Here is a 25951-nt window from a genome sequence, read left to right as displayed (position 1 = left end):
CGTATTGTACTGGCTGAACACTAAGTGTCCACGACTATCAGGCGTTGCCGTCCATGATGCTGGCAGGGGCGCCCTTGGCCAGCTCGGCCAGCTCCTTGTCGATGAAGTAGAGACCCTTGCCATCTTCGCCCACCAGCGACAGACGATCGACGATGCTCTTGAACAGCTTCTCCTCTTCGTGCTGCTCGGCCACGTACCACTGCAGGAAGTTGAAGGTGGAGTAGTCCTGGGTGGTGAATGCCACATGGGCCAGGCCGTTGATGCACTTGGTGATGTGGAACTCGTGCTCCAGGGTGGTGCGGAAGATGTCCCCCAGCGAGTTGAACTCGTGGGGAGGCGCATCTATGGCCCCCAACAGCGGCATGCCGCCGGTTTCGCTCACGTAGGTGAACAGGCGCTCCATGTGCTGGCGCTCCTCGGCGGCGTGCTTGCGCAGGAAGGTGGCAGCCCCTTCGAAGCCCTTGTCCTCGCACCAGGCGCTCATCTGCAGGTAGAGATTGGAGGAATAGAATTCAAGATTAATCTGCTCGTTCAACTTCTCGATCATGGCTTTGGCCAACATGATGATTCTCCACTGTGATTTGGTCACGATTGTCGCCACTGTTGCAGCCTGACGCAACCAGATACGACGGTCAACGCTCGCAGTTGTGACCCGGCCTCGCCTCATCCTGTCCCCCATACGGTTATAGAGAAGCAAAGAAACATGGTGTAGGTGGCGTCAGCCATTATGATGGCGCCAGTGGTCGGGGAAAGGATTCAATGAGATTCATTATGGCACTGGCGCTGCTCTGGATAACCCAGTTGCAGGCCACTCCCTCCTTGCTGGAAGAGGCTGAATTGCAGGCGGCGCGGGATCCCGTCGGCTATCTGCAGCGCCTCGACGCCAGCCCGCAGCAGGACATGGAGCTGTTCCATGCCAGGGCCCTTGCCCAGGCCGCCCTGGGACGCTACCAGCAGGCCCTGCTGGACAACGCCCGCGCCCGCGGGCTGGCCAGTGCCCAGCAAGAAAGCCAGCGCCTGCTCGACTTCAGATTGCAACAGATAGCCCTGACCCTGGATACCGAGGCCCCCGAGCAGGCCCTCCAGCTGCTGGCCCAGCTCAGGCCGGCCGTCCTGGGCCATGTCCAGCAGGAGTCCGAGTGGCATGCCCTCAATGGCCTCGCCCTCTACCGTACCCAGCAGATGAAGGAGGCGATCGCCGAGCTCAAGACCGCCTTCCAGCTCAAGCAGAAAGGGCCCAGAAGCACACTCTCCACCCTGCAGTGTGCCCGCCTGATGATGACCCTTGGCAACCTCTATGCCGATCTCAACCTCCACCGGGAGGCCGAGACCTACTATCAGGATGCCCTCGGACAGATGGTGCGACTGAACGAACCCAACAGTCAGGCCATCATCCGGGCCAACATGGCGCGGCTCTACATCGACATGGCGCGCCCCGATCGGGCGAGCGAGCTGCTCGATACCCTGCTGGCCACCCCCGGGCTCTCGCCCCACTATCGCGCCATCGTCCTCGGCTACAGGGCCATGGTGTTCAACGCGCAGCGAGACTGGCACTCGGCCTGGCAGAGCCTGGAGGAGGCGCAGGCCATCTATGAGGGGCTGGGTTATCCCCATGCCGCCTCCCGGCTGACCGAGATCCGGGCCAGAACCCTGCAGGGACGGGGGGAAACCCAGCTGGCCTTGCAACTGCTGACGACCCAGCCAGGCCCGGTCAGCATAGAGGGCAAGGCGATGCAGGCCAGGCTGCTGGCAGATCTGGGACGCTACCCCGAGGCCTATGGTGTCATGACCCGCTACATGCAGCACTACAGGCAGCACTTCAATCAGACCCTGAGCCAGCATGCCGCCGCCTTCCAGGTCGAGATGGACCTGGCCCGCAGCGAGGCCAGCAACCTGGCGTTGCAGCAGGAGAACGAGAACAAGCGCCAGCAACTGCTGTATCAGCAGAGCGCCCGCTACTACCAGCTGATGCTGGTCGTCCTGCTGGCTGGCGCCCTGATCCTGCTCGGACTCACCACCCACAGGTTGCACCGCAGCTCGCGCCACCTCTACAAGCTCGCCACTTTCGATCAGCTGACCGGGCTGCCGAACCGCCGCGCCTTGCTGGAGCAACTGGAGCAGCAGTGGCAGCTGGATGCGCCACTGACCCTGCTCATCATCGACATCGACCACTTCAAGCAGATCAACGACAGGCACGGCCACCAGACCGGGGACCAGGCCATACGGCAGCTGGCCCGGGAACTGAAGAGCTGGGCACCTGACCTGCAACAGGTCGGGCGTTGGGGGGGAGAGGAGTTTCTGGTAGCCATGACGCAGGACGGCGCCACCTGCTGGCGGCTGGCCGAACAGCTGAGAAACCGGGTCGCCTACCTGGCCGCCCCCCACATGACCATCAGCATTGGGGTGGCGGAGCGCTCACCGGACGATGACAGCCTCAGCCAGCTGATCCACAGGGCCGACATGGCCATGTACCAGGCCAAGCGTCAGGGGCGCAACCAGACCATACTGGCCCCGGCCCCCAACCAGCCAGCCTGCAACGTCGCCTGAGACAGGCACCTGACTCAGGGCAGCAGCTCGGTCAGGGAGGCGACATCCACCGGCGCCCCATAATCGACGCCGGGTAGCTCGAACCCGTTGAGCTCCATAAAGTCCTGGCGCAACCCGGCGAAGTCCCCCAGGGCGTGGAAGTTGTCCGGCGTCACCTTGGGCCAGAGCGCCGAGACGGCGGCCTGAATGGCCGGGTCCAGCTCGTGGTCATCCATCCGGATCAACCGGTTGCCGTCGGCCACCACCCCATGGGGCCCGTACATCTTGGCGGCAAACAGCCGCTGCATCTGCTCGATGCAGCCCTCGTGCACGCCCCGCTCCTTCATCACCCCCATCAGCAGGCCCAGATACACCGGCAGCACAGGAATATAGGCGCTCGCCTTGGTCACCAGCGCCTTGCACACCGACACCCAGGCGTGGCCACCGAGCTCGGCCAGCTGCAGGTTGATTGTCTCGGCGGTGGCGTGCAGGTGCTCCTTGGCGTAACCGATGGTGCCGTCTCTATAGAGGGGATAGGTGGATTCAGGGCCAATGTAGGAGTAGGCGACTGTCTGCACGCCTGGGGCCAGACAATCGGCCTGCTGCAACGCCTGCAGCCAGAGTTGCCAATCTTCGCCCCCCATCACTGTGACTGTGTCGCGGATCTCCTCTGGGGTGGCGGGAGACAATGACTGCTGCACCAGGGCGTCCTGCTCCAGATCCAGCCCCCAGCCGCTGAAGGGCTGGCCCGTGGTCTTGAGCACCGAGCGCACCTGGCGACCATCCGGCAGCACCCGGAGGCCGCTCGCCAGGGAGTAGATCACCAGATCCACCTGACCCAGCTGCTGGCGGATACCGTCGATGGCCTGCTGGCGCAGGGCGTCCGAGAAGGCATCGCCGATCAGGTTGATGGCGATGCGTCCCTCCAGCTCCGCCGCCTGGCGAAACCAGATGTTGTTGTACCAGCCCGCGCTACCGAGCCCCTTGTCGGAAGGCCCGCGCTCGAACGAGATGCCCAGGGTGTCGGCGCCGGCCCCGAAGGTCAGCGCTATGCGCGACGCCAGCCCGAAGCCGGAGGAGGCCCCCAGCACCAGCACCCGCCTGGGCCCGTTGAAGGGGCCCGCCGCCTTGACGCTGGCGATCTGCTGCTGCACGGCGGCGCGGCAGCCGATGGGATGGCAGTTGCGGGCCACGCAACCCTGGATCTGAGGATGAATAATCATGAGAGACCTCCGCTTGAATTGGCTACAGCATAGCCATGACGGAGCAGATTACCTTGATATAAAGGGGGTCGGAGCAGAGAAAGGAAGGTAAAAAAACAAGAGGGAGCACAAGGCTCCCCAAAGCGTTATTCAGATGCTTTTTGTTGTGTTGTGTTCATTGCGAAGCACGGGCACATCCTATTCCCCTCCCTGGGTCGGGGCAATAGAGCGGCTGTGATCGGCTTCAAACTCCTGTTCAAAATATGTGCGACTCTTTATCCGCAATGGCAACCAGGGTGTACGGGCTTGCCATGCAAATCCTGAAACTGTGGTGACATCGCCGTTTTAGTTTCAGCGGACATTGGTATAGTGAACCCAGGATCAGTGAGGAGAATTCCCATGAGTGGAACCTATTACAAGCACATACTGGCGGCGATCGACCTGTCGGAAGACAACCGCAAGGTGATCGACAAGGCGGTCGACCGGGCCCGTTCCAATGGCGCCAAGCTGTCGGTGATCCATGTGGACGTGGACCTCAAGGATCTCTACACCGAGATGATCGATATCGATATCGACAACGTGCAGGATCAGGTGATCGCCGAAGCGAAAGAGAAGCTGGAGGCCTTCCTCGCCTCGGTGGACTACCCCATCGAGAAGAAGCTGGTGATCTGCGGCGATCTGAGCGAGCGGGTCAATCAGGCGGTCAAGGATTACCAGATAGACCTGCTGGTGTGCGGCCACCGCCAGAGCTTCTGGAGCCTGCTCACCTCCAGCGCCCGCCAGCTAATGAACACTGTGCCCTGCGATCTGCTGGTCGTACCCTTGCAGAAGTGATCAAACAGGCGTAGCTTGATTTGCCATGAACATGACCATCGTCAATCACAACTACTGGTGGTGCTGCTTATAAACAGGCGGCACTGCTTTTCTATGTAATTTTTCCCAAAGAAAACACCGTGACCGCCGAGAGGCGGTCATTGTTTTCATCCCTTTGTCGCCTCCCGGCCCACCCCACTGGAGAGAGTGACATGCACAACCCCGTTATCCTGACCGGCGATCGCCCCACCGGCAAACTGCACATAGGCCACTACGTCGGATCCCTGCGCCAGCGCGTCGAGGCCCAGCACCATTACCGTCAATTCGTGATGATCGCCGATCTGCAGGCGCTGACCGACAACGGCCACAACCCGGCCAAGGTGACAGATCACGTGCTGGAGGTGATGGCCGACTACCTGGCCGCCGGCCTGGACCCGACCAAGACCACCTTCTGCCTGCAGAGCGCCCTGCCCGCCCTCGCCGAGCTCACCACCTATTACCTCAATCTGGTCAGCGTCGCCCGGCTGGAGCGCAACCCCACCGTCAAGGCGGAGATCCAGCAAAAAGGGTTCGAGCGCAGCCTGCCGGCCGGTTTTCTGGTCTATCCCGTCAGCCAGGCCGCCGACATCACCGCCTTTCGCGCCACCCATGTGCCGGTGGGCGAGGATCAACTGCCCATGCTGGAGCAGACCAACGAGATAGTGCGCCGCTTCAACGCCCTGGTGGGCAAGGAGGTGTTGACCGAGTGCCAGCCGATCCTGAGCGACACCGGCCGCCTGCCCGGTATAGACGGCAAGGCCAAGATGTCCAAGTCCCTCGGCAACACCATAGAGCTCGGCATGTCGGCGGAAGAGATCAAGCAAGCGGTGTTCGCCATGTATACCGACCCCAACCACCTCAAGGTGAGCGATCCGGGTCAGGTGGAGGGCAATACGGTGTTCGCCTATCTGGACGCCTTCCACCCGGACAAGGCGCTGGTGGCCGAGATGAAGGCCCACTACCAGCGCGGCGGTCTCGGCGATATGCGCTGCAAACAGGTGCTGAACGACTGCCTGCAGACCCTGCTTGCCCCGATGCGGGAGCGCCGTCAGGCAGCCATCGCCGACAAGGAGAAGCTGCTGGCTCTGCTCTATCAGGGCACCTTGCAGGCCCGCGCCCTCACCGACGAGGTACTGGCAGAGGTCAAAAGCGCCATGGGACTGGATTACTTCGCCGGGTTGCGCTGAGTCGGCGCACCCAGCGCGTCTGCACCGTAGCGCTCGAACGCGAGCCGGTGCAGCAGCCCCTTGAACCAGCCGATCGCCTCGTCGTGGGCGGTGAGCGGGTGGCCCGCCATCAGGTAGACGATGGGAATGGCGGGCTCCAGCTGATGCAGCCGCAGCGGGTAGTAGCGGCAGAAGTGGCGCCCTATCATCTCGGGCACCACCACCAGATAGCGGCCGGTCGCCATCAACTGCGGCACCGCCATGAAGCTCGGCAACCTGACCCCCAGCTCCCGCGCCACCCCGAAGCGGGCCAGCCAGAGATCCACCATGGCCTGGCTGTGCCCCCAGCTGGAGGTGTGGATGTGGGGGCGGCTCACCAGCTCGTCCGGCCCCAGCTCATCGGGCAGTTCGCTGCCGAGCGGCGACAGGCAGACCAGGGGATTGCTGAACCACTCCTCGCGCCACAGGCGGGGGGAGAGGTGGTTGGCGCCGGCAAAGCCGATCACCAAATCCAGCTCCCCCTTCTCCAGCTCCCGCTCATAGTCGCTGTCCGCCAGCTCGCACACCTCCAGCCTACAGTGGGGTGCCTGCTGGACCATGCGCTCCACCAGGGTCGGCACCAGGCCGTGCTCCACCGAGCCCGGAGTGGCGATGCGAAATACCCGCTGGGCGCTGGCGGGCTCGAATCCCTTGGCCTGGCGCAAGCCCTGCTCCAGCATGGCCAGCGCCTGGCGCACCGGCCCGGCCAGCGCCTTGGCCCGCTCGGTCGGCATCATCTCCCGCCGGCTCATAACGAACAGGGGATCATCCAGCGCCTGTCGCAATCGCCCCAAGGCGTGGCTGACGGTGGACTGGGAGAGGTGGAGCCGCTCCGCTGCACGGGTGACGTTGCGCTCCTGCATCAGCATGTCAAACACTGTGAGCAGGTTGAGGTCGAGGCGGGAGAGGGGGAGTTCCATCGATATTGGCCATAGTTGAATGACGACAATTCATTTTTGGCATAGTAGCAGATTGCATAGAATGCGCGGGCGAATTACATCGGAGATTAACATGCGTAGCTATCTGTTATTGCTGGCGATAGGCCTGTTGTGGGGCTCCCAGTTCATTTTCATGCATCAGGCCGTTACCGAACTGCCCCCCATCATGGTGGCGGCCGGTCGCGCCCTGTGCGGCAGCCTGACCCTGGGTCTGCTCTGCCTGTTCATGCGCCTCAAGAGCGAGCACACCCCCTGGCGTACCTATATGCTGATCGCCCTGCTCGATGCCACCATCCCCTTCATCATGGTGGCCTGGGGTCAGCAATATGTGGACAGCGCCATCGCCGCCGTGGTCATGGGTTGTATCCCCTTTGTGACCATTCTGGCTGCGCCCCTGTTTATTTCTGGTGAAAGAATCACCAAGGGGGGTCTGCTCTCCGTGGCCATCGGCTTCGTCGGCGTGCTGGTGCTGTTCTGGCCCAAGCTGGCCAACGGCATGAACGCCGGTCTGCTCGGCGCCATGGCCATACTGTTCGGCGCCAGCTGCTTCGCCATCGGCCTGCTGATGATCAAGCGCTTCGCCAAGGACCACCCCGTGGTAGTGGCCCGCAACATACTGATCTCGTCAGCCATCCAGCTGCTGCTGGCCGCGCCCTTCGTCACCGATCTGAGCGCCCTCACCCTGCCGAGCCAGCAGGCCATAGGCGCAGTGACAGTGCTGGGGGTCTTCTGTACCGGTCTGGTCTACTTCCTCTACATGGCGCTGATCCAGAAGGCGGGCCCGACCTTCGCCTCCTTCAGCAACTACCTGGTGCCGCTGTTCGGCGTCATGCTGGGTGCCCTCTTCCTCGGCGAGCAGGTGCACTCCACCACGGCCGTGGCACTGGCGCTGATCCTGGGTTCGGTCGCCCTGAACCAGTGGGCACAGCAGCGTCGTGCCCGTCGGGAGGCCAGCCTATGTCAGGCATCCTGACCACATTGTGCGGCGGTCTGGTGCTGATAGCCGGTTGGCAGTATCGCCACCGGCTGGCCGGACTGCTCGGCCTGCTGATGCTGACCCTGCCCTGGTTCTTCGACAGCAAGCTGCAGGCCATGCTGAGCTATGCCCTGAATGCCTGAATGCCTGAATGCCTGAATGCCTGAATGCCATCTCTGAATGTGTGACGAGAGTGTATCTCTCCTGTTTTTGGGACCGTTTTAAAAAAAACCTCCGATTTGTCCCCGCTACCGGCGCTCTGCGCCGGTTTTTTTATGCCGGTTTCCCGCCCTCCGACCAGTAGCGGTAGCTGAGCCGCTCGTTCTTCCGTGGCCCCCTGATCTCCCAGCCCAGCAGAAAGCCGCTCGTGGTCTGCGTCAGCTCGGCGCTGTAGTGATCCTGACCGCACAGGTGCGCCTCGGCGGTGAGCCAGCGGCCATCCCCCTGGGACAACAGCTCGAACAGCAGGACGGGGGCCTCATGGCGCAGGTGGGAGAGAGAAATCCCCCGCTCGCCGCGCTGCCACCAGAAGCTGTTGTGCATGGTGAGTACCCGGCCATGGGGCGTGGTGTAGCGCCCCTGCTCCGTAAAGAGCCAGCCACCCTGATGATCGGTCACCCGCACCTCTCCCTCGCCACGGCCGTTCCAGTCGGTCGCGGAACCCGCCCCGTTGCTCGCCTCGAAGGCGAAAGCGCCGATCTGTGGCAACTGCTCCCATAAACGCTGGATCGCGCTTTCCAACTCGGCCATCATAGCGCCCTCCAAATTGACAACTGACGACAATTCAATCACATGAACTACTTGATAGGGGTTACCCTGCTCTGGTCCTTCTCCTTCAGCCTGATCGGGGTCTACCTCGCCGGCCAGGTGGACGCCTACTTCTCGGTGCTGACCCGCATCGCCCTCGCCAGCCTGGTGTTCCTGCCCTTCCTGCGCCGCCGCTGGCTGCGCCCCGATCTGGTCATCAAGCTGATGGCACTCGGCGCTATTCAGCTCGGCATCATGTATCTGTTCTATTACCACTCCTTCCTGCTGCTGACGGTGCCGGAAGTGCTGGTGTTCACCATCTTCACCCCCATCTACGTCACCCTGATCCACGATCTGCTGGAGGGGCGCTTCAAGCCGACCTACCTGTGGGGGGCGCTGCTGGCGGTGCTGGGAGCGGCCGTCATCCGCTTCGACGGCCTGACCGAGAGCTATGTGATGGGGTTCCTGGTGGTGCAGGGGGCCAACCTCTGCTTCGCCCTGGGCCAGGTGGGTTACAAGGTGCTGCTGGCCCGAGAAGCGCAGCAACCGCCCCAGCTGGCGGTGTTCGGCTGCTTCTATCTGGGGGCCCTGGTGATCGCCCTGCCCGCCTGGTGGCTGCTGGGCCAACCGCAATACCCGACGAGTGGATTGCAGTGGGGCATACTGCTCTGGCTGGGGGTGGGGGCATCCGGGCTCGGCTACTTCCTGTGGAACAAGGGGGCCACCCTGGTCAGCAGCGGCGTGCTGGCCATCATGAACAACGCCCTGATCCCGGCCGGTCTGCTGGTCAACCTGGTGCTCTGGGGCAAGGATACGGATCTGTTCAGGCTCAGCCTCGGCGCCCTGCTGATGCTGGCCTCCCTCTGGGTCTGCCAGCGCCAGCCGGCGCGTAGCACGGAGTGACGAACCGCCAGGCCTGCCGATACAAGCCTCCTTTGATCCACAGGCGTCAGCGGGTGAGTGAGCGCTGACTAAAAATCAGCCAACCACAGTATTGCGTTCCCGCCTGGCCTGACCGTGGCAGGAGGCCAGCCGGGCCAGCAGGTGATCGAGCTGCTCGGCGTTCTGGCTCTGCACCAGGCCTATGCTGACGGTCACCGGCCGCTCGGGCAGCAGGCTGGCATCGGCAATCTCGAGACGCAGCCGTTCGGCAATCTCGAGGCCGCTCAGCCGATCTGTCTGGGACAGCATCAGGATGAAACCGTCCTCGTCCCAGCGGGCGAAGGGATCTTCCCGCCGCAATTCGCGGCGCACTATGCGGGCCAGCTTGGCCAGCATGGCGTCACAGGCGGCCTCACCAAACAGCTGCAATATCTTGCTGCGGTGATCCACGGTGAACTGCAGCAGGCAGAAGCTGCCGCTCTCGCTGGCCAGCCGCTCGTCCAGCAGCGACTCGAAGTGACTGCGGCTCTCGAGCCCGGTGAGGGGATCGGTGTCGTGACGATCGTCCAGCTGGGGCATGGCCGCATCCAGATGGCGCACCACCCCCAGCAGCTGGCCCCCTTCGTCACGGCGCACCCGTTCTTCCAGCCGGATGTAGTGACCCTGATGGTGCAGGATCCGGTACTCGAGCCGCAACCCGCTGCTGCGCCCCTCCCGACAGGCGTCGATGGCCTCCCCCAGGCGGGGTCCGTCATCCGGGTGCACCCGTGCCAGCCAGCCGAGATCATCCAGCTCGTTCCCCGCCAGCCCCAGCAGTTGCAGGCAGGAGGGATCGCGCCTCAGGCCCTGTTCCGCCGACCAGGTCCAGATCCCGGCCTCCAGCATCGCCATGGCTTCTGCCTTCAGCGTCACCTCAAGCGGGGTAATGACCTCAACCCCGGGAGTCTCATACCTTTCCATCACGCGCCTCGACACCGGATCTGACTGTCTGCCCAGACAGCAACATTCAATAAGTAACATTGGCGATTGCGCCGAGCAACAGCGTCAACTCGCTTTTCCCTGGTGCCCTCTCATCCGCCCCAGCGACTCCCTCAGCCTTGATAGCCCTTCATCAGAGCCTGCCAGTTCTCCGGCACGAAATGGAAGCTGGTATGCAGCTGGGACTCTTTGCTGAAGGAGCGCTGCAGCCGCTCCAGATTGGCCTGCTGCCAGTTGCCGGGGGAGCGGATAGCCCCCTTGTCAAAATCGATTACCCATACCTTGCCCTCCTTGTCGAGCAGCAGGTTGTGGCTGTTGAGATCGGCGTGATAGACCCCGGCCTCGTGCAGCCGGCGCACCGTCTGACCCACCCTGTGCCACACCTCGTCGGCGAGGGGCCCCTGCTTGAGCAGGGCCACCAGATCCTTGGCGCCGCGGATGCGCTCGATCAGGATGTCGGCGCGATAGAAGGGCCCCTGCTTGACCATGCGGGCCGCGAATGGCCGTGGCACCGGCAAGCCCTGCTCGCTCAGCTGGGCCAGCAGACGGTATTCGGCCATGGCGCGGCTCGATTCGACCCCTTCGAACCAGAAGCGATCCCGTACCAGCTTGCCCACCATGCCGCCGCGATAATAGTGGCGCAGCACCAGGTGGCGCGACTCATCCTTCACGAACCAGGTCACCCCGCGACCTATGGCGGAGCCCACCACCTGCCGATGGGTCTGCCACCAGGCCGGATCGAACAACGCGGGGGAAGGGTCGCGGAAGGCGCCTTCGGCATACCAGCAGATCTGGTTGTGGGCGGTCTGTGTCAGCATCATGAGTATTCCGGTCGATAGTGGGGCGCAATGCATCCCGTCATGGGGACTGTGCCGGTCGGGCAGCTGGCGCAATTTTACAATCCACAAGGGAGTTTGCATAATGCCATCCATCCATTTTGCCACCATTGCGCCACATCATGCCGCTGTTCCAAACGCCGCCCTCCTCTATCTGCATCCTGCGGCTCTCCGCCATCGGGGATTGCTGCCATGCGCTGGCGCTGGTGCGCGTCATCCAGCGGGCCTGGCCAGAGACTCGCATCACCTGGATTACCGGCAAGATAGAGGCGACCCTGTTTGCCGATCTGCCCGGGGTCGAGGTGATCCCCTTCGACAAGAGCAAGGGCTGGCGCGGCTACCGCGATCTCTGGCGCACCCTCAAGGGGCGCAAATTCGATGCCCTGCTCCACCTGCAGGCGGCCCTGCGGGCCAGCATCGCCACCCTGGGCATCAGGGCCAAGCTCAAACTCGGGTTCGATAAAGCGCGGGCCAACGACGGCCAGTGGCTGTTCACCAACCATCAAGTGCCGTCCCCCGCCTCCCCCCATGTGCTGGATGGCTTTCTCGCCTTCGCCAAAGAACTTGGCATCCAGGATCTGACCCCGGACTGGCAACTGCCCATCAGCGCCGAGCATCAGGCCTGGGCACGGGAGAAGATAGACGGCAAACCGACCCTGCTCATCTGTGCAGCCGCCAGCAAGGCGTTCAAGAACTGGACCGCCGAAGGCTATGCCGCCCTGGCGGATCACGCCGCCAACAAGGGGTTTCAGGTCTACCTCTGCGGCGGGCCGGCCAAACTGGAGCGGGATCTGGCCGCCGACATCCAGCGCCTGAGCCTGAGCCAACCGGTGGATCTGGTGGGGCAGACCAACCTCAAGCAACTGCTGGCGCTCATCAAGGAAGCCAGTCTAGTGCTGGCCCCCGATACCGGCCCCACCCACATGGCGACCCTGGTGGGCACACCTGTGATCGGCCTCTACGCCCATCACAACCCGGATCGCACCGGCCCCTATCTGTGCCGCGAACACGCGGTCAGCGTCTATCAAGAATTGATCGAGCAGGAGACCGGCAAGCCGCTGGCGGCACTCGACTGGCGCACCCGTCTCAAGGATCCGGACGCCATGCGCAAGATAACCAGCGAACGTGTCATCGCCGCCTTCGATCGGCTCTGTGCCGAGCGCCAGCTGCCGGGCTGAGGGGCAACTCGGAAATTCCGAGCCCTGAGGCAGGGATAATCTGATGGCCCAAGCCGGGTGCCGGGGGCAGAATAGCGGCCGATGTGGGTAACGCTCCCGCAGCAAGCAACGAATACTTTGATCGGCTGGAATATGATTCCGGCCGTTTTTTTATCCGCCCCCATCTGCTAACATTCGCCGCCTTTACAACCTCCCGACTCAAGAATTTCCCGCGTTTTGCGAGCGACTGTCTCCCTTTAGGGCACATGACGGCAGCCTCTGCTACAACCAAAACACGGGTCATCGCTTAAAGGTACAGACATGGCGCAACAAGGCACTCTCTATATCATCTCCTCCCCGAGCGGGGCCGGTAAGTCCAGCCTGCTCAATGCCTTGCTGACCCAGCACAACGACGCCGGCAAGATGCAACTCTCCGTCTCCCACACCACACGCGCCACTCGCCCCGGCGAAGAGCACGGGGTGCACTACCACTTCGTGCAGGTGGAAGAGTTCAAGGCGCTGATCGAGCGGGGCGATTTTCTGGAGTGGGCAGAGGTGTTCGGCAACTACTACGGCACCTCCCGCGCCGCCATCGAGGCCTGTCTGGCCCGGGGCATCGACGTCTTCCTCGACATCGACTGGCAGGGTGCCCGCCAGATCCGAGAGCAGATGGCGACCAAGTCCATCTTCATCCTGCCCCCGAGCCGGGAGGAGCTGGAGCGCCGCCTGATCGGCCGCGGCCAGGACAGCAGCGAAGTGATCGCCGGCCGGATGGCGAAAGCCATTGCCGAAATGGTGCACTACGACGAGTATGACTATGTCATTATCAATGAAGACTTTGAGCAGGCGCTGTTCCAGCTCAGGGCCATCATAGAGTGCCAGCGGCTGGAATTGCGCCAGCAGCAGCAGGCCCAACAAAACTTGCTGCAACAGCTACTGGCAGAATAGGCCAAAAACAAGTAAACTTTTGCGTCATTTTTAAACACTGCTTTTTCAAACACAGAAAGCCCAAACACTGGAGTCCTGCATGGCACGCGTTACTGTAGAAGATGCTGTAAAACAGGTAGGTAACCGTTTTGACCTGGTGCTGGTCGCCGCACGCCGCGCCCGTCAAATCGCGGTACAAGGCAAAGATCCCCTGGTCGACGAAGAGAACGACAAGCCGACCGTGATCGCCCTGCGCGAGATCGAACTGGGTCTGGTCAACAACCAGGTGATGGATACCCAGGACCGCTACGAGCAGCAAGAGCAGGAAGCCGCCGAGCTGGCTGCCGTTGCTGCCATCGCCGAAGGCCGCGGTTAAGTCAGTTATTTCTCATGGTCGGCGCCCGCCCGGGTGCCGACTGTTCTTCCCATTTACAACCGCTCGAAAACCTCGCAAACTCGAGGGCATACCCTCAATTCCACGGATTGTCGTTTCACCGCTGCGGGGACTGTCTTGTATTTATTTGAAAACCTTAAAGAAATAGCCAGTTCCTACCTGCCTTCAGAGCAGGTTGAGAAGCTCAGGCAAGCCTATGTGGTGGCCCGTGACGCTCACCAGGGACAGATGCGTTCCAGCGGCGAGCCCTATATCACCCACCCGGTTGCCGTTGCCCGCATTCTCGGCGACATGCGACTCGATCACGAAACCCTGATGGCCGCCGTGCTGCACGACGTCATCGAAGATACCCCGGTCACCAAGGACGATCTCGCCGAGCTGTTCGGCAACGCCGTCGCCGAGCTGGTATCCGGCGTCTCCAAGCTCGACAAGCTGAAGTTCCGCGATCGCAAGGAAGCCCAGGCCGAGAACTTCCGCAAGATGGTGATGGCCATGACCCAGGACATCCGGGTCATCCTGATCAAGCTCGCCGACCGCACCCACAACATGCGCACCCTCGGCTCACTGCGGCCGGACAAGCGTCGCCGCATCGCCCGGGAAACCCTCGAGATCTTCGCCCCCATCGCCAACCGCCTCGGTATTCACACCATGAAGAACGAGCTGGAAGAGCTGGGCTTCGAGGCGCTCTACCCCATGCGTTCCCGGGTGCTGCGGGAATCGGTACGCCGCGCCCGCGGCAATCGCCGCGAGATCATCGACTCCATCGAGAGCGAGATTGAGGGTCGCCTGCGCGAGGCCGGCATAGATGCCCAGGTCAGCGGTCGCGAGAAAAACCTGTTCTCCATCTACAACAAGATGGAGAAGAAAGAGTTGCAGTTCCATGAGGTGATGGATATCTACGCCTTCCGCGTCAGGGTGAAGGACATAGACACCTGTTACCGGGTGCTTGGGCAGATGCACAGCCTCTACAAGCCGCGCCCCGGCCGCTTCAAGGACTACATCGCCATTCCCAAGAGCAACGGCTACCAGTCCCTGCACACCTCCTTGGTGGGGCCGCACGGGGTGCCGGTGGAGGTGCAGATCCGCACCGAGTTCATGGATCAGATGGCCGACAAGGGCGTCGCCGCCCACTGGGCCTACAAGCAGGATGGCGACAGCTCGGGCACCACGGCCCAGATCCGCGCCCAGCGCTGGATGCAGAGCCTGCTGGAGTTGCAGCAGAGCGCCGGCAGCTCCTTTGAATTTATCGAAGGGGTCAAGACCGACCTCTTCCCGGACGAGATCTACGTCTTCACCCCGGAGGGCCGCATCATGGAGCTGCCCGCCGGCGCCACCCCGGTGGACTTCGCCTACACGGTGCACACCGACATCGGTCACGCCTGCGTCGGCTCCCGGGTCGACCGTCATCCCTATCCGCTGAGCAGTCCGCTGCATTCGGGCCAGACGGTGGAGATCATCACGGCGCCGGGCGCCCGCCCCAACGCGGCCTGGCTCAACTTCGTGGTGACCACCAAGGCGCGCTCCAAGATCCGCCAGTTCCTCAAGAACCTGCGCACCGAAGAGTCGGTGGTGCTGGGCCGTCGCCTGCTCAACCATGCCCTCGGCGCCAAGAACATCGAAGACATACCCGAGCCGCGCATCAAGCAGGTGCTGGCCGACACCAAGCACGAGAACCTGCAGGGCCTGCTGGCCGACGTGGGCCTTGGCAATGCCATGAGCGTCATGGTGGCCCGCCGCATGCTGGGTGACGAGTTGCCGCCGGAAGAGCAACCGAAATCCAGCAGCAAGAAGATGCCCATCAAGGGGGCCGACGGCATGCTGGTCACCTTCGCGAACTGCTGTCGTCCGATCCCGGGGGATGCCATCATCGCCCACATCAGCCCGGGCAAGGGACTGGTCATTCACCAGGAGTCCTGCCGCAACATCAAGGGCTACAGCCGCGAGCCGGACAAGTACCTGCCGGTGCAGTGGGAAGTGGACAAGGATCAGGAGCAGGAATTCCGCACCGGCATCAGCATCGAGATAGTCAACCACCAGGGTGCCCTGGCGGAGCTGGCCAACGTGATTGCCGCCACCGGCGCCAACATCCACGCCATCAGCACAGAAGAGAAGGACGGCCGGGTCTATCTGGTCACCCTGCTCATCACCACCAAGGGCCGCATCCACCTTGCCAACATAATGCGCAAGATCCGGGTAATGCCCAATGTGCTCAGGGTGAGTCGACAGAAGAACTGATCACACAGGCGGCGCGAGCCGCCTGATGCTTTTATAGAGACAACCCATGACCCCCGAACGCTTCAAGCGGATGTCCGACATGCTGGCCCAACGCCAGCTTGATTTAACCGTCTGCATGCACGGGAAGAGTGCACAAGCCTCACTGCATAGAAACCGATATGACTCCTGAACGCTTTAAACGGATCTCCGACATGCTGGCCCAGCGCCAGCTTGATTTAACCGTCTGCATGGAAGAGGTCCACAAGCCTCACAACCTGGCCGCCATAGTGCGCACCGCCGATGCCATCGGCATTCACCGGGTCCACGCCGTTTGGCCCAAGACCTGGATCCACAAGCGCAAGGGCACCGCCCGCGGCAGTCAGAACTGGGTCGACGTCAAGCTGCACCCGGACATAGGCAGCGCAGTGGCCGAACTGAAAGCCTCCGGCATGCAGATCCTGGCAACCCATCTCTCGGAGAGCTCGGTGGACTTTCGCGCCATCGACTACACCAAACCGACTGCCATCCTGGTGGGCCAGGAGAAACACGGCATAGGGGAAGAGGCGCTGGCCCTGGCCGATCACCATATCGTCATCCCCATGGTGGGCATGGTGCAGTCCCTCAACGTCTCAGTTGCCGCCGCCGCTATCCTGTACGAAGCCCAGCGCCAGCGCGAGCTGGCCGGCTGCTACCAGCGCGGCTGCCCGCTCGACCTGGAGGAGCAGAACAGCATACTGTTCGAGGGGGGCTACCCCATCTATGCCCAGCTCTGCAAAGAGAAAGAGATGCCCTATCCCCAGCTCGGCCCGGCTGGTGAGATCCTGGCGGACGAGGCCTGGTGGCAACGGATGCAGCTGACCCGCAAGGGCTGGGCCGCACAACAGGAAGATCAAGCGTGGCAGGAGGAGTGATGGAGAATCCCTTCGGTAGCTGGCTGGAATCCCAGGTCATACGGGATCATCTCAGCAACCCCAATATCGAGGCAGGTGACTACAGCTACTATTCCGGCTACTACCATGGCAAACCGTTCGAGGATCACTGCGTACGCTATCTGCTGGGTGACGGCTCGACCCGGGATACCTGGGAGAGCGGCATCTGGGGCGAAGTGGATCGCCTGATCATCGGCAAGTTCTGCTCCATAGGTTCGGGTGCAACCTTCATGCTGGCCTGCAATCAGGGCCACCGACTTGACTGGGTATCCACCTTCCCGTTCGACGCCACCCGTTTCGGTGATGGCGTACACGACGGCTTCCAGCGCAAGGGAGATACCCAGGTTGGCAACGACGTCTGGATAGGCTCGGAAGCCATGATCATGCCCGGTATCACCATAGGTGATGGCGCCGTCATTGCCACCCGGGCCGTCGTCACCAAAGACGTTGCCCCCTACACCATAGTGGGCGGCAACCCGGCCAAACCGATCCGTCGCCGCTTCACCGATGAGCAGATTGCCATGCTGCAGGCCATGCAGTGGTGGAACTGGCCCCTGCCCCGCCTGCAGGCGGCCATGCCCCTGCTTTGCTCGGGCGATATCCCAGCCCTCTACCAGCATTGGCAACAGGAGTACGCATCATGAACCGGTTATCTTCTGCCCTGCTGGCCCTGACCCTGTTTTCTGCCGGAGCCCTTGCCGTGACCAATCCCTATCAACTGACCACGGAAGCCGAAGTCCCCGCCCTCCATCAACAGACCCTGCCCGACTTCTGGCGCGACCATGCCGTCGAAGGGGAGTTCAAGGGCAAGGACGGGGTGACCATCCGCTACGCTGCCCTGCGCCAGGCCAAGGTGGACAGAGCCATACTGCTCGTCAACGGCCGGGTCGAGAGCTACCTCAAGTATCAGGAGCTGGCCTGGGATCTGTGGCGTCAGGGATACAGCCTCTACCTCATCGACCATCGCGGCCAGGGGCTGTCGGATCGCCTGCTGGCCGACAAGGAGAAGGGCTATGTCGCCGACTTCGACGACTATGTGCTGGACCTGAAGCAGTTCCATGACGACGTCATACTGGCGGACAAGCCTGCCAAGCTGTTCCTGCTGGCCCACTCCATGGGCGGCGCCATCTCGGCCCGCTATCTGGAGCGCTGGCCGGACGACATCAAGGCGGCCGTGCTCTCCTCCCCCATGATGGGCATCAACCTCGGCGGCCTGCCCAAGTGGCTGGCCCTGGGGCTGGCGGCCACCATGGATACGGTCGGCAGCTGGTGGGGCGAGCCCCCCTATGGCCCGGGCCAGGCCGGTTATGTTTCCCATGAATTTGCCGACAACGGCCTGAGCCACAGCGAGCCCCGCTACCAGGCATTCCGCCAGCTCTATGAGCAGCGTCCGCAGATCAAGCTGGGTGGGGTGACTGCGCACTGGATCCGCGAGGGTATCAAGGCCGGGGATGCCGCCATCGCGGAGGCAGACAGGATCAAGACGCCGCTGCTGCTGATCCAGGCGGGGGATGACGGCATAGTCGACAATGCGGCCCAGGACGAGTTCTGCACCAGGGCCAGTTGTGAAGGGGGCAAGCCGCTGCGGATCGAGGGGGGCTGGCACGAGCTGTTTATCGAGGCCGATGCACAACGTCTGCCTGCCCTGACCGCGACCCTGGACTTCTTCGCCCGCTTCTAGTGGCCAGTTGCATGACTTGCCAGGGGAGTGGCCAGCGTCCCGTGTCCAGCATGGCGTCACCTGCCACCTAGGCGCGGCCTGTTCTGGCACGGCAACAGACCCCGGGACTGGTTATTTTTTGGATCCCTAAATAAATGGGGTGGCGCAAGACGCTGGGGTACACTGCCCCGGCGTTCCACTGATGCCGAGGTAATGATGTTCAAGGTAGTTGTGTCCGATCTCGATGGTACCCTGCTCAACGGGCAGCACCAGATCTCCCCCCGCACCCGGGATACCCTGCACCGTCTGGTGGATCAGGGGATCAAGTTCGTGGTGGCCACCGGCCGTCACCATGTGGATGTGCGCAGCATCCGCGATGCCCTGGGGCTGGATATCTACCTCATCACCTCCAACGGCGCCGTGGTGCACGACAAGCAGGATACGCTCGTCTTCAACCAGGCACTGCCGAGCACGGTGGCGGCCGAACTGATCGCGCTGGAGCGCGACCCCTCCATCCACATCAACGTCTACTACGGCGACGAGTGGCTGGTGGAAGAGGAGATGCCCTGGCTGCTGCAGTTCCATCACGATTCCGGCTTCAGCTATCGTCTGACCGATCTCGCCAGCCACCCGCTGGACAAGATCAACAAGGTGTTCTACATCGGCGAGCACGAGAAGCTGCTGCAGATAGAGGCTGAGCTCAACCAGCGTTATGGTGATCGAGTCAACGTCACCTTCTCCCTGCCGGATTGCCTCGAGGTGATGCACGCCGGGGTACACAAGGGCAATGCCGTGCGCGCCGTGCTGGAGCAGCATGGCCTTGAGATGTCCCAGGCGGTCGCCTTCGGTGATGGCATGAACGACTTCGAGATGCTGAGTATGGTGGGCCGGGGTGTGGTGATGGGCAACGCCCATGATCGTCTCAAGCTGGCCCTGAGCGAACACGACAGAACCCTGAGTTCGGATGAGGATGGCGTCGCCGTCTATCTGGAACAGCTGTTCGCCATCAATCAGACTGGCGCGGCCTGATCCCTGCCATCATGGCGATCTCCCCGGGATCGCCATGACACTATGGCGCGCGAGCACCCTCATCGTTTGAAGCTGTGGTTGCAATCCTTGCACCAGTATTGCCGGGAGATCTGGCGATCCAGGGTGCGACCCAGCCATAGCCCGACCCCCCCACCGGTTGCACCGCCGACCAGAGCGCCGCTCAGGGCCCCTGCGATGGCGCCTATGGGTATCCCTATGCCACCCAGCGTGACCCCAGTCAGGAGTCTCATCCGCTGAGACCAGGCAGGCCCAGGCGATCCAGCAGGCTGCCGGTCGGCGTCCAGGTGAAACTCTGATTGGCGCCACCGTAGCACTCGGCCAACCGCAGCGGCACGGCGGCTCTGTGGCGGCGACCAGCCACATCCAGACACAGTGAAACCTGCCGGTTCAACAGTCTATCCCCCTGCCACTGCCATTGACGGCTGTCGTCCTGACACTCTCCCACTGCGAGGCCGTCATCCCCCCTGGCGATCAGGCAACCCTGCGCCAGCTGCAAGGCCCCCGCATCCCAGGTGAACAGCTGGCGGGGGCTCTGATCGCAAGGCTGGGTAAGCAGGCTACCCTGCTCGCTCAGGGCCACGCAGAAGCCGCCGCCAGTTACCAGGGTGGCCGGGGGAACTGGCGTTGACCTGGGGGCGGCACCCAGCAGAAGAGTCTCAGGTCTCGGCTGCAAGGCACAGCCGCCGAGCAGCAGTGCCATCAGGGCGAGCAATCGGATGTGAAGGGGCATGATGATGCATAGGCCTGTGTCTGAATGGGTCGCGGGTGTCCACTATTCTGGTGGCTCCCGGCCAAGCATACCGAACTCGCGGCGAACAGGCGCCTGCAGAAATGTAAGAAGAGGTGACAGAGGAATGATGGATACGCAGAAAAGCAAAAACCCCGCCTAAGCGAGGTTTTCAGAATGTGGTCGGTGATAAAGGATTCGAACCTTTGACCCTCTGGTCCCAAACCAGATGCGCTACCGGGCTGCGCTAATCACCGATGGGTATTTCCAAAATACAAAGATGACCATGTGGTCATCCTCGTCATACAGCAAGTATGGTGCGAAGAGAGGGACTCGAACCCTCACACCCGGGGGGCACTAACACCTGAAGCTAGCGCGTCTACCAATTCCGCCACCTTCGCATACCTGACAAGCTGTAAAATGGGGTGGCTGATGGGGCTCGAACCCACGACAACCGGAATCACAATCCGGGACTCTACCAACTGAGCTACAGCCACCACAGCTGTTTTGTTCCACAACAACGCCCGCTTAACTGGCGCACTTTGATGGTGCGCCCGACAGGATTCGAACCTGTGACCTCTGCCTCCGGAGGGCAGCGCTCTATCCAGCTGAGCTACGGGCGCTACGCTGTCGAACGGGGCGCATTATTGATGATGGCGCCCACCTTGTCTACTCTTTTTTTATCCCCACGGTTCAAGTGTTTGTTTTTCAATCTTTTCGTGCACTTTTATACCTCTTCTTCAGCCATTCGGCCAAAAATGTTCTCACTCGGCCCGCTTTTGGATCCTCTTCTGGCAGTAAAGTGGCCGGCATCCCTTGACTTGCTTTCCTCTCCACCTAGAATGAATGAACGTTCATTCACTCGCTGAAGTCTGATCATCATGGATAAGAAAGAACGGATTTTCGAGGCAGCGCACGAAATCCTCGGCGAGCAGGGCTTCTACGGCCTTTCCATCGCCGCGGTTGCCAAGAAAGCCAAGGTAGCGGCAGGCACCATCTATCGCTACTTCAGCGACAAGGATGATCTTGTCCGCCAGCTTTATCAGCACACCATTCTCAAGTGTCATCCCTTGGTCATGGAAGATGTGCAGATAGAAGAGGTGTCATATCGGCAGTATCGACGCCTCTGGCTCAATATCGACGCCCTCTTTGCCAGCCATCCCAATGTACTGAAATGCAAATTGCAGTACGAAAGTTCTCCATTGGGGGCTGAATTGGAGCGGGATCCGGTCATAATGGCGACATGGGCCCCACTTGAGCGTTTCTTCGAACAGGGACGCCAGCAGGGTCTGTTCATCGATTTGCCCGTTCTGGTGCTGCAGGCCCTGAGCCTGAGCTGCGTGGTCAACCTGGTACAACAACGCCAGGCTCACGAATTTGAGTTGACGCAAGAACAGTTGGAGACGGTCATCCGGGCCAGCTGGAATGCCATTTTAAACCCTAATTATTCCATCACAGGAGCCTGTTCATGAAAAAGTGGATGGCCATCATGTTGCTGATAGCACTCGCCCTGTTCGGCAGTGTCATCGGCTTCAATATGTTCAAGCAGAAGAAGATTGCAGAGTTCATGGCCAATCGACCCGAGCCCGAGTTCCCGGTGACCGCCATGGTGACCAAGGCGCAAGACTGGGTCCCCACCATAGAGGCGATCGGCTTCATCGAGCCTAACCAGGGGGTCACCCTTTCAAGTGAGCTGGCGGGCACCATAAACAAGATCAGCTTCGAATCCGGGGCTCAGGTCAAGGCGGATCAACTGCTGCTGAGCCTGGACTCCAGCGTGGAGAAGGCCAACCTGAACGCCTCCCAGGCCAGGCTGCCTGCAGCTCGTGCCAAGTTCGAGCGCTACCAGAACCTGTACCAGAAGAACTCCATCTCCCGGGATCAGCTGGATGATGCCGAAGCGGCCTATCGCTCACTGGAAGCGGACATCGACAGCCTGAAGGGCACCATAGCCCGCCGCGAAGTCCGCGCCCCCTTCGGTGGCGTCGTGGGTCTGCGCAACGTCTTCCTCGGTCAGTACCTGGAACCCGGTACCGAGATAGTGCGACTGGAAGACACCAGCGTGATGCGCCTGCGCTTCACCGTGCCCCAGACCGACATCTCCAAGATTTCCCTCGGTCAGACCGTCAAGATCAACGTGGATGCCTATCCCCAGACCCAGTTTGACGGCCAGATCACCGCCATCGAACCTGCCGTCAACTACCAGAGCGGCCTGATCCAGGTGCAAGCCAACATCCCGAACAACGACGGCCAGCTGCGCTCTGGCATGTTTGCCCGCGCCAGCATCATATTGCCTACGGTGAAAGACCAGATTGTGATCCCGCAGTCTGCCATCTCCTTCACCCTCTATGGCGAGAACGTCTACGTCATTCACGAGGCAGACGGCGTGAAACGCGCCAAGCAGGTGGTGGTGAAGGCGGGTGAGCGTCGCGGCAATGATGTCCATGTGTTGTCCGGCATCAAGGCTGGCGATCAAATCGTGCTGTCGGGTCAGGTTCGCCTGAGCAACGATACCAAGGTGCACGTGGTCGAAAACGATGCCCTTGCCGTTCCGGCACAAACCCCGATGCTGTAAGCGCGGAGATCTGCGATGCGATTTACTGACATATTCATAAAACGGCCGGTGCTGGCGATCTCGCTCAGCTTCCTGATAGCCCTGCTGGGCTTCCAGGCCATCTTCAAGATGCAGGTGCGGGAATATCCCGAGGTGATCAACACCGTCATCACGGTCAACACCAGCTACTATGGCGCCAGCTCGGATCTGATCCAGGGCTTCATCACCCAGCCCCTGGAGCAGGCGGTCGCGCAAGCCGACAACATCGACTTCATGACCTCCTCCAGCCAGCTGGGCAGCTCCACGGTGACGGCCTACATGAAGCTGAACACCGACCCCAACGCCGCGCTGTCCGACATCCTGGCCAAGGTCAACTCGGTGCGCTCCCAGTTGCCCAAAGAGGCGGAAGACCCTTCGGTCACCTCCTCCACGGGTTCCACCACAGCGGTGCTCTACATGGGCTTCACCAGCCCTGAGCTGAACTCCAGCCAGATCACCGACTACCTGGAGCGGGTCATCAAGCCCCAGCTGTTCACCGTGGGCGGGGTATCCAAGGTTGACCTCTACGGCGGGGTCGAGTTTGCCCTGCGGGTGTGGCTGGATCCGGCCAAGATGGCCGCCTTCGACCTGACCGCCAGCGACGTGATGACTGTGCTCAACAGCAACAACTATCAGTCCGCCACCGGTCAGGCCACCGGCTATTTCACCCTGTTCAACGGCAATGCCGAGACCCAGGTCAGCAATACCGATGAGCTCAAGCGTCTGGTGGTAGCGACCCGGGATGGCAAGGTGATCCGCCTCTCCGACATCGCCAAGGTGTCGCTGGAGAAGAGTCACGACATCTATCGCGCCAGCGCCAACGGCCGTGAAGCCGTGGTCTTGGCCATCAATGCCGCGCCGACCGCCAACCCCATCAACATCGCCCACGATGTGCTGGAGCTGCTGCCGAGCCTGAAGAGCAACATGCCGAGCACCATGCAGGTCAACATCCTGTATGACTCCACCATCGCCATCAACGAGTCCATCCACGAGGTCATCAAGACCATACTGGAAGCGGCCGCCATAGTACTGGTGGTGATCACCCTGTTCCTCGGCTCCTTCCGGGCCGTCATCATCCCGATCATCACAATACCGCTGAGTCTCATCGGCGTGGTGATGATGATGGACATGTTCGGTTTCTCCATCAACCTGATGACACTGCTGGCCATGGTGCTCGCCATCGGTCTGGTGGTGGATGACGCCATAGTGGTGCTGGAGAACGTCGATCGTCACATCAAGGAGGGGGAAGAACCGTTCAGGGCCGCCATCATAGGCACCCGGGAGATCGCCGTGCCGGTCATCGCCATGACGGTGACCCTGGCTGCGGTGTACGCACCTATCGCCCTGATGGGGGGCATCACAGGCTCCCTGTTCAAGGAGTTCGCGCTGACCCTGGCGGGGGCCGTGTTCGTCTCCGGCATCATAGCCCTGACCCTGTCGCCCATGATGTGCTCCAAGATGCTCAGGGCCAACGAGACCCCGAGCAAGTTCGAGAGCACTGTGCATCACCTGCTGGATCGGATGACGGCCCGCTACGACAGCATGCTGCATGCTGTCATGCAGCGCCGCATCGTGGTCATACTGTTCGCCGTCATAGTGTTCGGCAGCCTGCCGCTGCTGTTCAAGTTCATCCCGAGCGAGCTGGCCCCGTCCGAGGATAAGGGCGTCATGGCCGTGCTGGGGACGGCACCGTCCAATGCCAACCTGGACTACATCGAAAACACCATGGCGGATGTGAACAAGGTGCTGGATGACCAGCCCGAGATCGCCTACTCCCAGGTCTTCTCCGGGGTGTTCAACGCCAACCAGGCCTTCGGCATCGCCTCCATGGTGCCCTGGAGCCAGCGTGAGGCGAGCCAGAAAGAGGTGCTTGATCGGGTGGCAGGTCTGGTGAAGGACATCCCCGGGATGGCCATCACCACCTTCCAGTTCCCCGAGCTGCCAGGTGCCTCCAGCGGTCTGCCCATCCAGTTCGTCATCACCACCCCGAACAGCTTCGAGAGCCTGTTCCTGATCGCGGGTGAGATGCTGGCGGCGACCCAGGCCAACGGCCAGTTCGTCTATTCGGATCTCGATCTGAACTACGACTCGGCCACCATGAAGATCAGCATCGACAAGGACAAGGCCGGTGCCTACGGCATCACCATGCAGGACATAGGTACCACCATGGGCACCATGATGGCGGACGGCTACGTCAACCGGATCGATCTGGATGGCCGCTCCTACGAGGTGATCCCCCAGGTGGAGCGCAAATACCGTCTCAACCCCGAGTCCATCAAGGGTTACTACGTGCGCGCCGCCGATGGCAAGTCGATCCCGCTGGGCAGCTTGATCAAGATTGAAGTGGTTGGCGAGCCCCGCGCCCTGCCCCACTTCAACCAGCTGAATTCCGCCACCATAGGCGCCGTACCGGCACCCGGCGTGGCCATGGGGGATGCGATCAACTGGTTCAAGGCCACCGCCGAAGAGAAGCTGCCGCAAGGCTATCGCTACGACTTCATGGGGGAAGCCCGCCAGTTCGTGACCGAGGGCAATGCACTCTACGCCACCTTCGCCCTGGCCCTGGCCATCATCTTCCTGGTGCTGGCCATCCAGTTCGAGTCGGTGCGTGACCCCCTGGTGATCATGGTGTCGGTGCCCCTTGCCATCAGCGGGGCCCTGATTGCCCTGGCATGGGGCCTGGCCACCATGAACATCTACTCCCAGGTGGGGCTCATCACCCTGGTCGGTCTGATTACCAAGCACGGTATTCTGATCTGCGAGGTGGCGAAGGAGGAGCAACTGCTGCACGGCATGAACCGGATGCAGGCCGTGATGCAGGCTGCCAAGGTGCGTCTGCGTCCCATCTTGATGACCACGGCGGCCATGATAGCCGGCCTGATCCCGCTGCTCTATGCGGCAGGCGCGGGCGCGGCCCAGCGCTTCAGCATCGGCATCGTCATAGTGGCGGGTCTGGCCATAGGCACCCTGTTCACCCTGTTCGTGCTGCCGGTGATCTACACCTTCCTGGCCTCGGAGCACAAACCGCTGCCGGAATTCGACGAGTCCATTCCGGCCAAGGCGAAAGGAAACCATTGATCCTCAGCCAACAGCAACAAGGCCCCGAAAGGGGCCTTATTTTTATCCATTTGATGGCACACGACATGAGTCCATGAAGC

The 25951-nt window shown here is 61.8% G+C and carries 25 protein-coding genes and 4 tRNA genes; 17 read left to right on the top strand and 12 right to left on the bottom strand.

All coding sequences use genetic code 11. The features are described from left to right. Positions 1-37: 37 nt before the first annotated feature. Positions 38-562: a non-heme ferritin gene (gene ftnA / locus ACFWHB_RS00240; RefSeq protein WP_005326403.1), complete on the bottom strand. Its 525-nt coding sequence runs from the start codon at positions 560-562 to the stop codon at positions 38-40. 209 nt (positions 563-771) lie between these two features. Here ftnA and ACFWHB_RS00235 point away from each other — a divergent pair, with 209 nt between their 5' ends. Then, entirely contained in the window at positions 772-2547 is a 1776-nt protein-coding gene (locus ACFWHB_RS00235) for a diguanylate cyclase domain-containing protein (RefSeq protein ID WP_395950232.1), read from the top strand. A 14-nt stretch (positions 2548-2561) separates the two neighbouring features. On the opposite strand, the gene fabV is transcribed toward ACFWHB_RS00235, so the two are convergent. Next, on the bottom strand, positions 2562-3749 hold the full coding sequence (gene fabV, locus ACFWHB_RS00230) for an enoyl-ACP reductase FabV (RefSeq protein ID WP_395949235.1): 1188 nt from the start codon (positions 3747-3749) through the stop codon (positions 2562-2564). Between the two features lie 378 nt (positions 3750-4127). Here fabV and ACFWHB_RS00225 point away from each other — a divergent pair, with 378 nt between their 5' ends. Next, a complete protein-coding gene (locus ACFWHB_RS00225; protein ID WP_025325220.1) occupies positions 4128-4562 on the top strand; it encodes a universal stress protein in 435 nt (144 codons plus the stop codon). A 191-nt stretch (positions 4563-4753) separates the two neighbouring features. Further along, positions 4754-5767 (top strand): tryptophan--tRNA ligase, encoded by a 1014-nt coding sequence (gene trpS, locus ACFWHB_RS00220; RefSeq protein ID WP_395949234.1) that lies wholly within the window; start codon positions 4754-4756, stop codon positions 5765-5767. Here the strand turns inward: trpS and ACFWHB_RS00215 are convergent. Further along, a complete protein-coding gene (locus ACFWHB_RS00215) occupies positions 5746-6705 on the bottom strand; it encodes a LysR family transcriptional regulator (protein WP_106885347.1) in 960 nt (319 codons plus the stop codon). The genes trpS and ACFWHB_RS00215 overlap by 22 nt on opposite strands. 91 nt (positions 6706-6796) lie before the next feature. On the opposite strand from ACFWHB_RS00215, the gene ACFWHB_RS00210 reads away from it, so the two are divergent. Together ACFWHB_RS00210 and ACFWHB_RS00205 are read left to right on the top strand one after the other, a co-directional pair. After that, positions 6797-7696, top strand: coding sequence for a DMT family transporter (locus tag ACFWHB_RS00210; RefSeq protein ID WP_111911414.1), 900 nt, complete (start codon positions 6797-6799; stop codon positions 7694-7696). Next, positions 7681-7842, top strand: coding sequence for a hypothetical protein (locus ACFWHB_RS00205; RefSeq protein ID WP_005326376.1), 162 nt, complete (start codon positions 7681-7683; stop codon positions 7840-7842). The genes ACFWHB_RS00210 and ACFWHB_RS00205 overlap by 16 nt, the downstream gene beginning before the upstream one ends. A gap of 130 nt (positions 7843-7972) precedes the next feature. Here the strand turns inward: ACFWHB_RS00205 and ACFWHB_RS00200 are convergent, their stop codons facing one another. Then, a complete protein-coding gene (locus tag ACFWHB_RS00200; RefSeq protein WP_395950231.1) occupies positions 7973-8449 on the bottom strand; it encodes a DUF6314 family protein in 477 nt (158 codons plus the stop codon). A 42-nt stretch (positions 8450-8491) separates the two neighbouring features. Between ACFWHB_RS00200 and ACFWHB_RS00195 the strand changes: the two genes are divergently transcribed. Continuing rightward, on the top strand, positions 8492-9349 hold the full coding sequence (locus ACFWHB_RS00195) for a carboxylate/amino acid/amine transporter (protein WP_234570708.1): 858 nt from the start codon (positions 8492-8494) through the stop codon (positions 9347-9349). 75 nt (positions 9350-9424) lie between these two features. Here ACFWHB_RS00195 and ACFWHB_RS00190 read toward each other — a convergent pair whose 3' ends face one another. Next, positions 9425-10288, bottom strand: coding sequence for a GGDEF domain-containing protein (locus tag ACFWHB_RS00190; RefSeq protein WP_106885350.1), 864 nt, complete (start codon positions 10286-10288; stop codon positions 9425-9427). Between the two features lie 131 nt (positions 10289-10419). After that, positions 10420-11124 carry a 3-deoxy-D-manno-octulosonic acid kinase gene (locus ACFWHB_RS00185; protein WP_106887820.1) on the bottom strand — a complete coding sequence of 235 codons (705 nt, stop codon included), beginning with the start codon at positions 11122-11124 and terminating at the stop codon, positions 10420-10422. A 140-nt stretch (positions 11125-11264) separates the two neighbouring features. On the opposite strand from ACFWHB_RS00185, the gene ACFWHB_RS00180 reads away from it, so the two are divergent. From ACFWHB_RS00180 to ACFWHB_RS00145, 8 genes are all read left to right on the top strand, one after another. Next, positions 11265-12320, top strand: coding sequence for a glycosyltransferase family 9 protein (locus ACFWHB_RS00180; RefSeq protein ID WP_395949233.1), 1056 nt, complete (start codon positions 11265-11267; stop codon positions 12318-12320). 300 nt (positions 12321-12620) lie between these two features. Beyond that, positions 12621-13247, top strand: coding sequence for a guanylate kinase (gene gmk / locus ACFWHB_RS00175; protein ID WP_139745085.1), 627 nt, complete (start codon positions 12621-12623; stop codon positions 13245-13247). Positions 13248-13326: 79 nt separating this feature from the next. After that, positions 13327-13602 carry a DNA-directed RNA polymerase subunit omega gene (gene rpoZ, locus ACFWHB_RS00170; RefSeq protein ID WP_005307060.1) on the top strand — a complete coding sequence of 92 codons (276 nt, stop codon included), beginning with the start codon at positions 13327-13329 and terminating at the stop codon, positions 13600-13602. 135 nt (positions 13603-13737) lie between these two features. Beyond that, positions 13738-15855 carry a bifunctional GTP diphosphokinase/guanosine-3',5'-bis pyrophosphate 3'-pyrophosphohydrolase gene (spoT, locus tag ACFWHB_RS00165; RefSeq protein ID WP_139745084.1) on the top strand — a complete coding sequence of 706 codons (2118 nt, stop codon included), beginning with the start codon at positions 13738-13740 and terminating at the stop codon, positions 15853-15855. A 158-nt stretch (positions 15856-16013) separates the two neighbouring features. Further along, the gene (gene trmH / locus ACFWHB_RS00160) at positions 16014-16745 is read left to right on the top strand and encodes a tRNA (guanosine(18)-2'-O)-methyltransferase TrmH (protein ID WP_167402194.1); all 732 of its coding nucleotides are present in this window, start codon (positions 16014-16016) and stop codon (positions 16743-16745) included. After that, entirely contained in the window at positions 16745-17407 is a 663-nt protein-coding gene (locus ACFWHB_RS00155) for a CatB-related O-acetyltransferase (protein WP_395949232.1), read from the top strand. Before trmH ends, ACFWHB_RS00155 begins: the two co-directional genes overlap by 1 nt. Beyond that, entirely contained in the window at positions 17404-18444 is a 1041-nt protein-coding gene (locus tag ACFWHB_RS00150; protein ID WP_395949231.1) for an alpha/beta fold hydrolase, read from the top strand. The genes ACFWHB_RS00155 and ACFWHB_RS00150 overlap by 4 nt, the downstream gene beginning before the upstream one ends. 195 nt (positions 18445-18639) lie before the next feature. Next, positions 18640-19452, top strand: coding sequence for a Cof-type HAD-IIB family hydrolase (locus ACFWHB_RS00145; protein ID WP_106887822.1), 813 nt, complete (start codon positions 18640-18642; stop codon positions 19450-19452). A gap of 59 nt (positions 19453-19511) precedes the next feature. On the opposite strand, the gene ACFWHB_RS00140 is transcribed toward ACFWHB_RS00145, so the two are convergent. The 6 genes from ACFWHB_RS00140 to ACFWHB_RS00115 all read right to left on the bottom strand — a co-directional run bounded on the left by ACFWHB_RS00140 (position 19512) and on the right by ACFWHB_RS00115 (position 20823). Further along, a complete protein-coding gene (locus tag ACFWHB_RS00140) occupies positions 19512-19703 on the bottom strand; it encodes a hypothetical protein (protein WP_395949230.1) in 192 nt (63 codons plus the stop codon). Next, positions 19700-20203 carry an RICIN domain-containing protein gene (locus ACFWHB_RS00135; RefSeq protein ID WP_395949229.1) on the bottom strand — a complete coding sequence of 168 codons (504 nt, stop codon included), beginning with the start codon at positions 20201-20203 and terminating at the stop codon, positions 19700-19702. Before ACFWHB_RS00135 ends, ACFWHB_RS00140 begins: the two co-directional genes overlap by 4 nt. Before the next feature lie 177 nt (positions 20204-20380). Continuing rightward, positions 20381-20457, bottom strand: a tRNA-Pro gene (locus ACFWHB_RS00130). A 58-nt stretch (positions 20458-20515) separates the two neighbouring features. Then, positions 20516-20601: transfer RNA gene (locus ACFWHB_RS00125), tRNA-Leu, on the bottom strand. Between the two features lie 20 nt (positions 20602-20621). After that, positions 20622-20697: transfer RNA gene (locus ACFWHB_RS00120), tRNA-His, on the bottom strand. Between the two features lie 49 nt (positions 20698-20746). Beyond that, a tRNA-Arg gene (locus ACFWHB_RS00115) sits at positions 20747-20823 on the bottom strand. 258 nt (positions 20824-21081) lie between these two features. Between ACFWHB_RS00115 and ACFWHB_RS00110 the strand changes: the two genes are divergently transcribed. From ACFWHB_RS00110 to ACFWHB_RS00100, 3 genes are read left to right on the top strand one after another with little or no spacing between them, the layout of a single operon-like run. Further along, a complete protein-coding gene (locus ACFWHB_RS00110) occupies positions 21082-21672 on the top strand; it encodes a TetR/AcrR family transcriptional regulator (RefSeq protein WP_106885358.1) in 591 nt (196 codons plus the stop codon). Next, a complete protein-coding gene (locus ACFWHB_RS00105) occupies positions 21669-22775 on the top strand; it encodes an efflux RND transporter periplasmic adaptor subunit (protein ID WP_111911401.1) in 1107 nt (368 codons plus the stop codon). Before ACFWHB_RS00110 ends, ACFWHB_RS00105 begins: the two co-directional genes overlap by 4 nt. A gap of 15 nt (positions 22776-22790) precedes the next feature. After that, a complete protein-coding gene (locus ACFWHB_RS00100) occupies positions 22791-25871 on the top strand; it encodes a multidrug efflux RND transporter permease subunit (protein WP_111911399.1) in 3081 nt (1026 codons plus the stop codon). Positions 25872-25951 lie beyond the last annotated feature (80 nt).

Source organism: Aeromonas mytilicola subsp. aquatica (assembly GCF_044336385.1).
Lineage (GTDB): Bacteria > Pseudomonadota > Gammaproteobacteria > Enterobacterales > Aeromonadaceae > Aeromonas > Aeromonas rivipollensis.
This window is presented reverse-complemented; position numbering and strand designations above follow the sequence as displayed.

Bases quoted from the DNA above. Each gene is read 5' to 3' on its own strand.
- ACFWHB_RS00145 (WP_106887822.1), top strand. From the start codon at position 18,640: ATGTTCAAGGTAGTTGTGTCCGATCTCGATGGTACCCTGCTCAACGGG.
- ACFWHB_RS00100 (WP_111911399.1), top strand. From the start codon at position 22,791: ATGCGATTTACTGACATATTCATAAAACGGCCGGTGCTGGCGATCTCG.
- ACFWHB_RS00135 (WP_395949229.1), bottom strand. From the start codon at position 20,203: ATGCCCCTTCACATCCGATTGCTCGCCCTGATGGCACTGCTGCTCGGC.
- ACFWHB_RS00215 (WP_106885347.1), bottom strand. From the start codon at position 6,705: ATGGAACTCCCCCTCTCCCGCCTCGACCTCAACCTGCTCACAGTGTTT.
- ACFWHB_RS00195 (WP_234570708.1), top strand. From the start codon at position 8,492: ATGAACTACTTGATAGGGGTTACCCTGCTCTGGTCCTTCTCCTTCAGC.
- ACFWHB_RS00205 (WP_005326376.1), top strand. From the start codon at position 7,681: ATGTCAGGCATCCTGACCACATTGTGCGGCGGTCTGGTGCTGATAGCC.
- trmH (WP_167402194.1), top strand. From the start codon at position 16,014: ATGACTCCTGAACGCTTTAAACGGATCTCCGACATGCTGGCCCAGCGC.
- ACFWHB_RS00155 (WP_395949232.1), top strand. From the start codon at position 16,745: ATGGAGAATCCCTTCGGTAGCTGGCTGGAATCCCAGGTCATACGGGAT.
- ACFWHB_RS00110 (WP_106885358.1), top strand. From the start codon at position 21,082: ATGGATAAGAAAGAACGGATTTTCGAGGCAGCGCACGAAATCCTCGGC.
- ACFWHB_RS00210 (WP_111911414.1), top strand. From the start codon at position 6,797: ATGCGTAGCTATCTGTTATTGCTGGCGATAGGCCTGTTGTGGGGCTCC.
- fabV (WP_395949235.1), bottom strand. From the start codon at position 3,749: ATGATTATTCATCCTCAGATCCAGGGTTGCGTGGCCCGCAACTGCCAT.
- rpoZ (WP_005307060.1), top strand. From the start codon at position 13,327: ATGGCACGCGTTACTGTAGAAGATGCTGTAAAACAGGTAGGTAACCGT.
- ACFWHB_RS00150 (WP_395949231.1), top strand. From the start codon at position 17,404: ATGAACCGGTTATCTTCTGCCCTGCTGGCCCTGACCCTGTTTTCTGCC.
- ACFWHB_RS00105 (WP_111911401.1), top strand. From the start codon at position 21,669: ATGAAAAAGTGGATGGCCATCATGTTGCTGATAGCACTCGCCCTGTTC.
- ACFWHB_RS00185 (WP_106887820.1), bottom strand. From the start codon at position 11,124: ATGCTGACACAGACCGCCCACAACCAGATCTGCTGGTATGCCGAAGGC.
- gmk (WP_139745085.1), top strand. From the start codon at position 12,621: ATGGCGCAACAAGGCACTCTCTATATCATCTCCTCCCCGAGCGGGGCC.
- ftnA (WP_005326403.1), bottom strand. From the start codon at position 562: ATGTTGGCCAAAGCCATGATCGAGAAGTTGAACGAGCAGATTAATCTT.
- ACFWHB_RS00140 (WP_395949230.1), bottom strand. From the start codon at position 19,703: ATGAGACTCCTGACTGGGGTCACGCTGGGTGGCATAGGGATACCCATA.
- ACFWHB_RS00190 (WP_106885350.1), bottom strand. From the start codon at position 10,288: ATGGAAAGGTATGAGACTCCCGGGGTTGAGGTCATTACCCCGCTTGAG.
- trpS (WP_395949234.1), top strand. From the start codon at position 4,754: ATGCACAACCCCGTTATCCTGACCGGCGATCGCCCCACCGGCAAACTG.
- ACFWHB_RS00200 (WP_395950231.1), bottom strand. From the start codon at position 8,449: ATGGCCGAGTTGGAAAGCGCGATCCAGCGTTTATGGGAGCAGTTGCCA.
- ACFWHB_RS00235 (WP_395950232.1), top strand. From the start codon at position 772: ATGGCACTGGCGCTGCTCTGGATAACCCAGTTGCAGGCCACTCCCTCC.
- ACFWHB_RS00180 (WP_395949233.1), top strand. From the start codon at position 11,265: ATGCCGCTGTTCCAAACGCCGCCCTCCTCTATCTGCATCCTGCGGCTC.
- ACFWHB_RS00225 (WP_025325220.1), top strand. From the start codon at position 4,128: ATGAGTGGAACCTATTACAAGCACATACTGGCGGCGATCGACCTGTCG.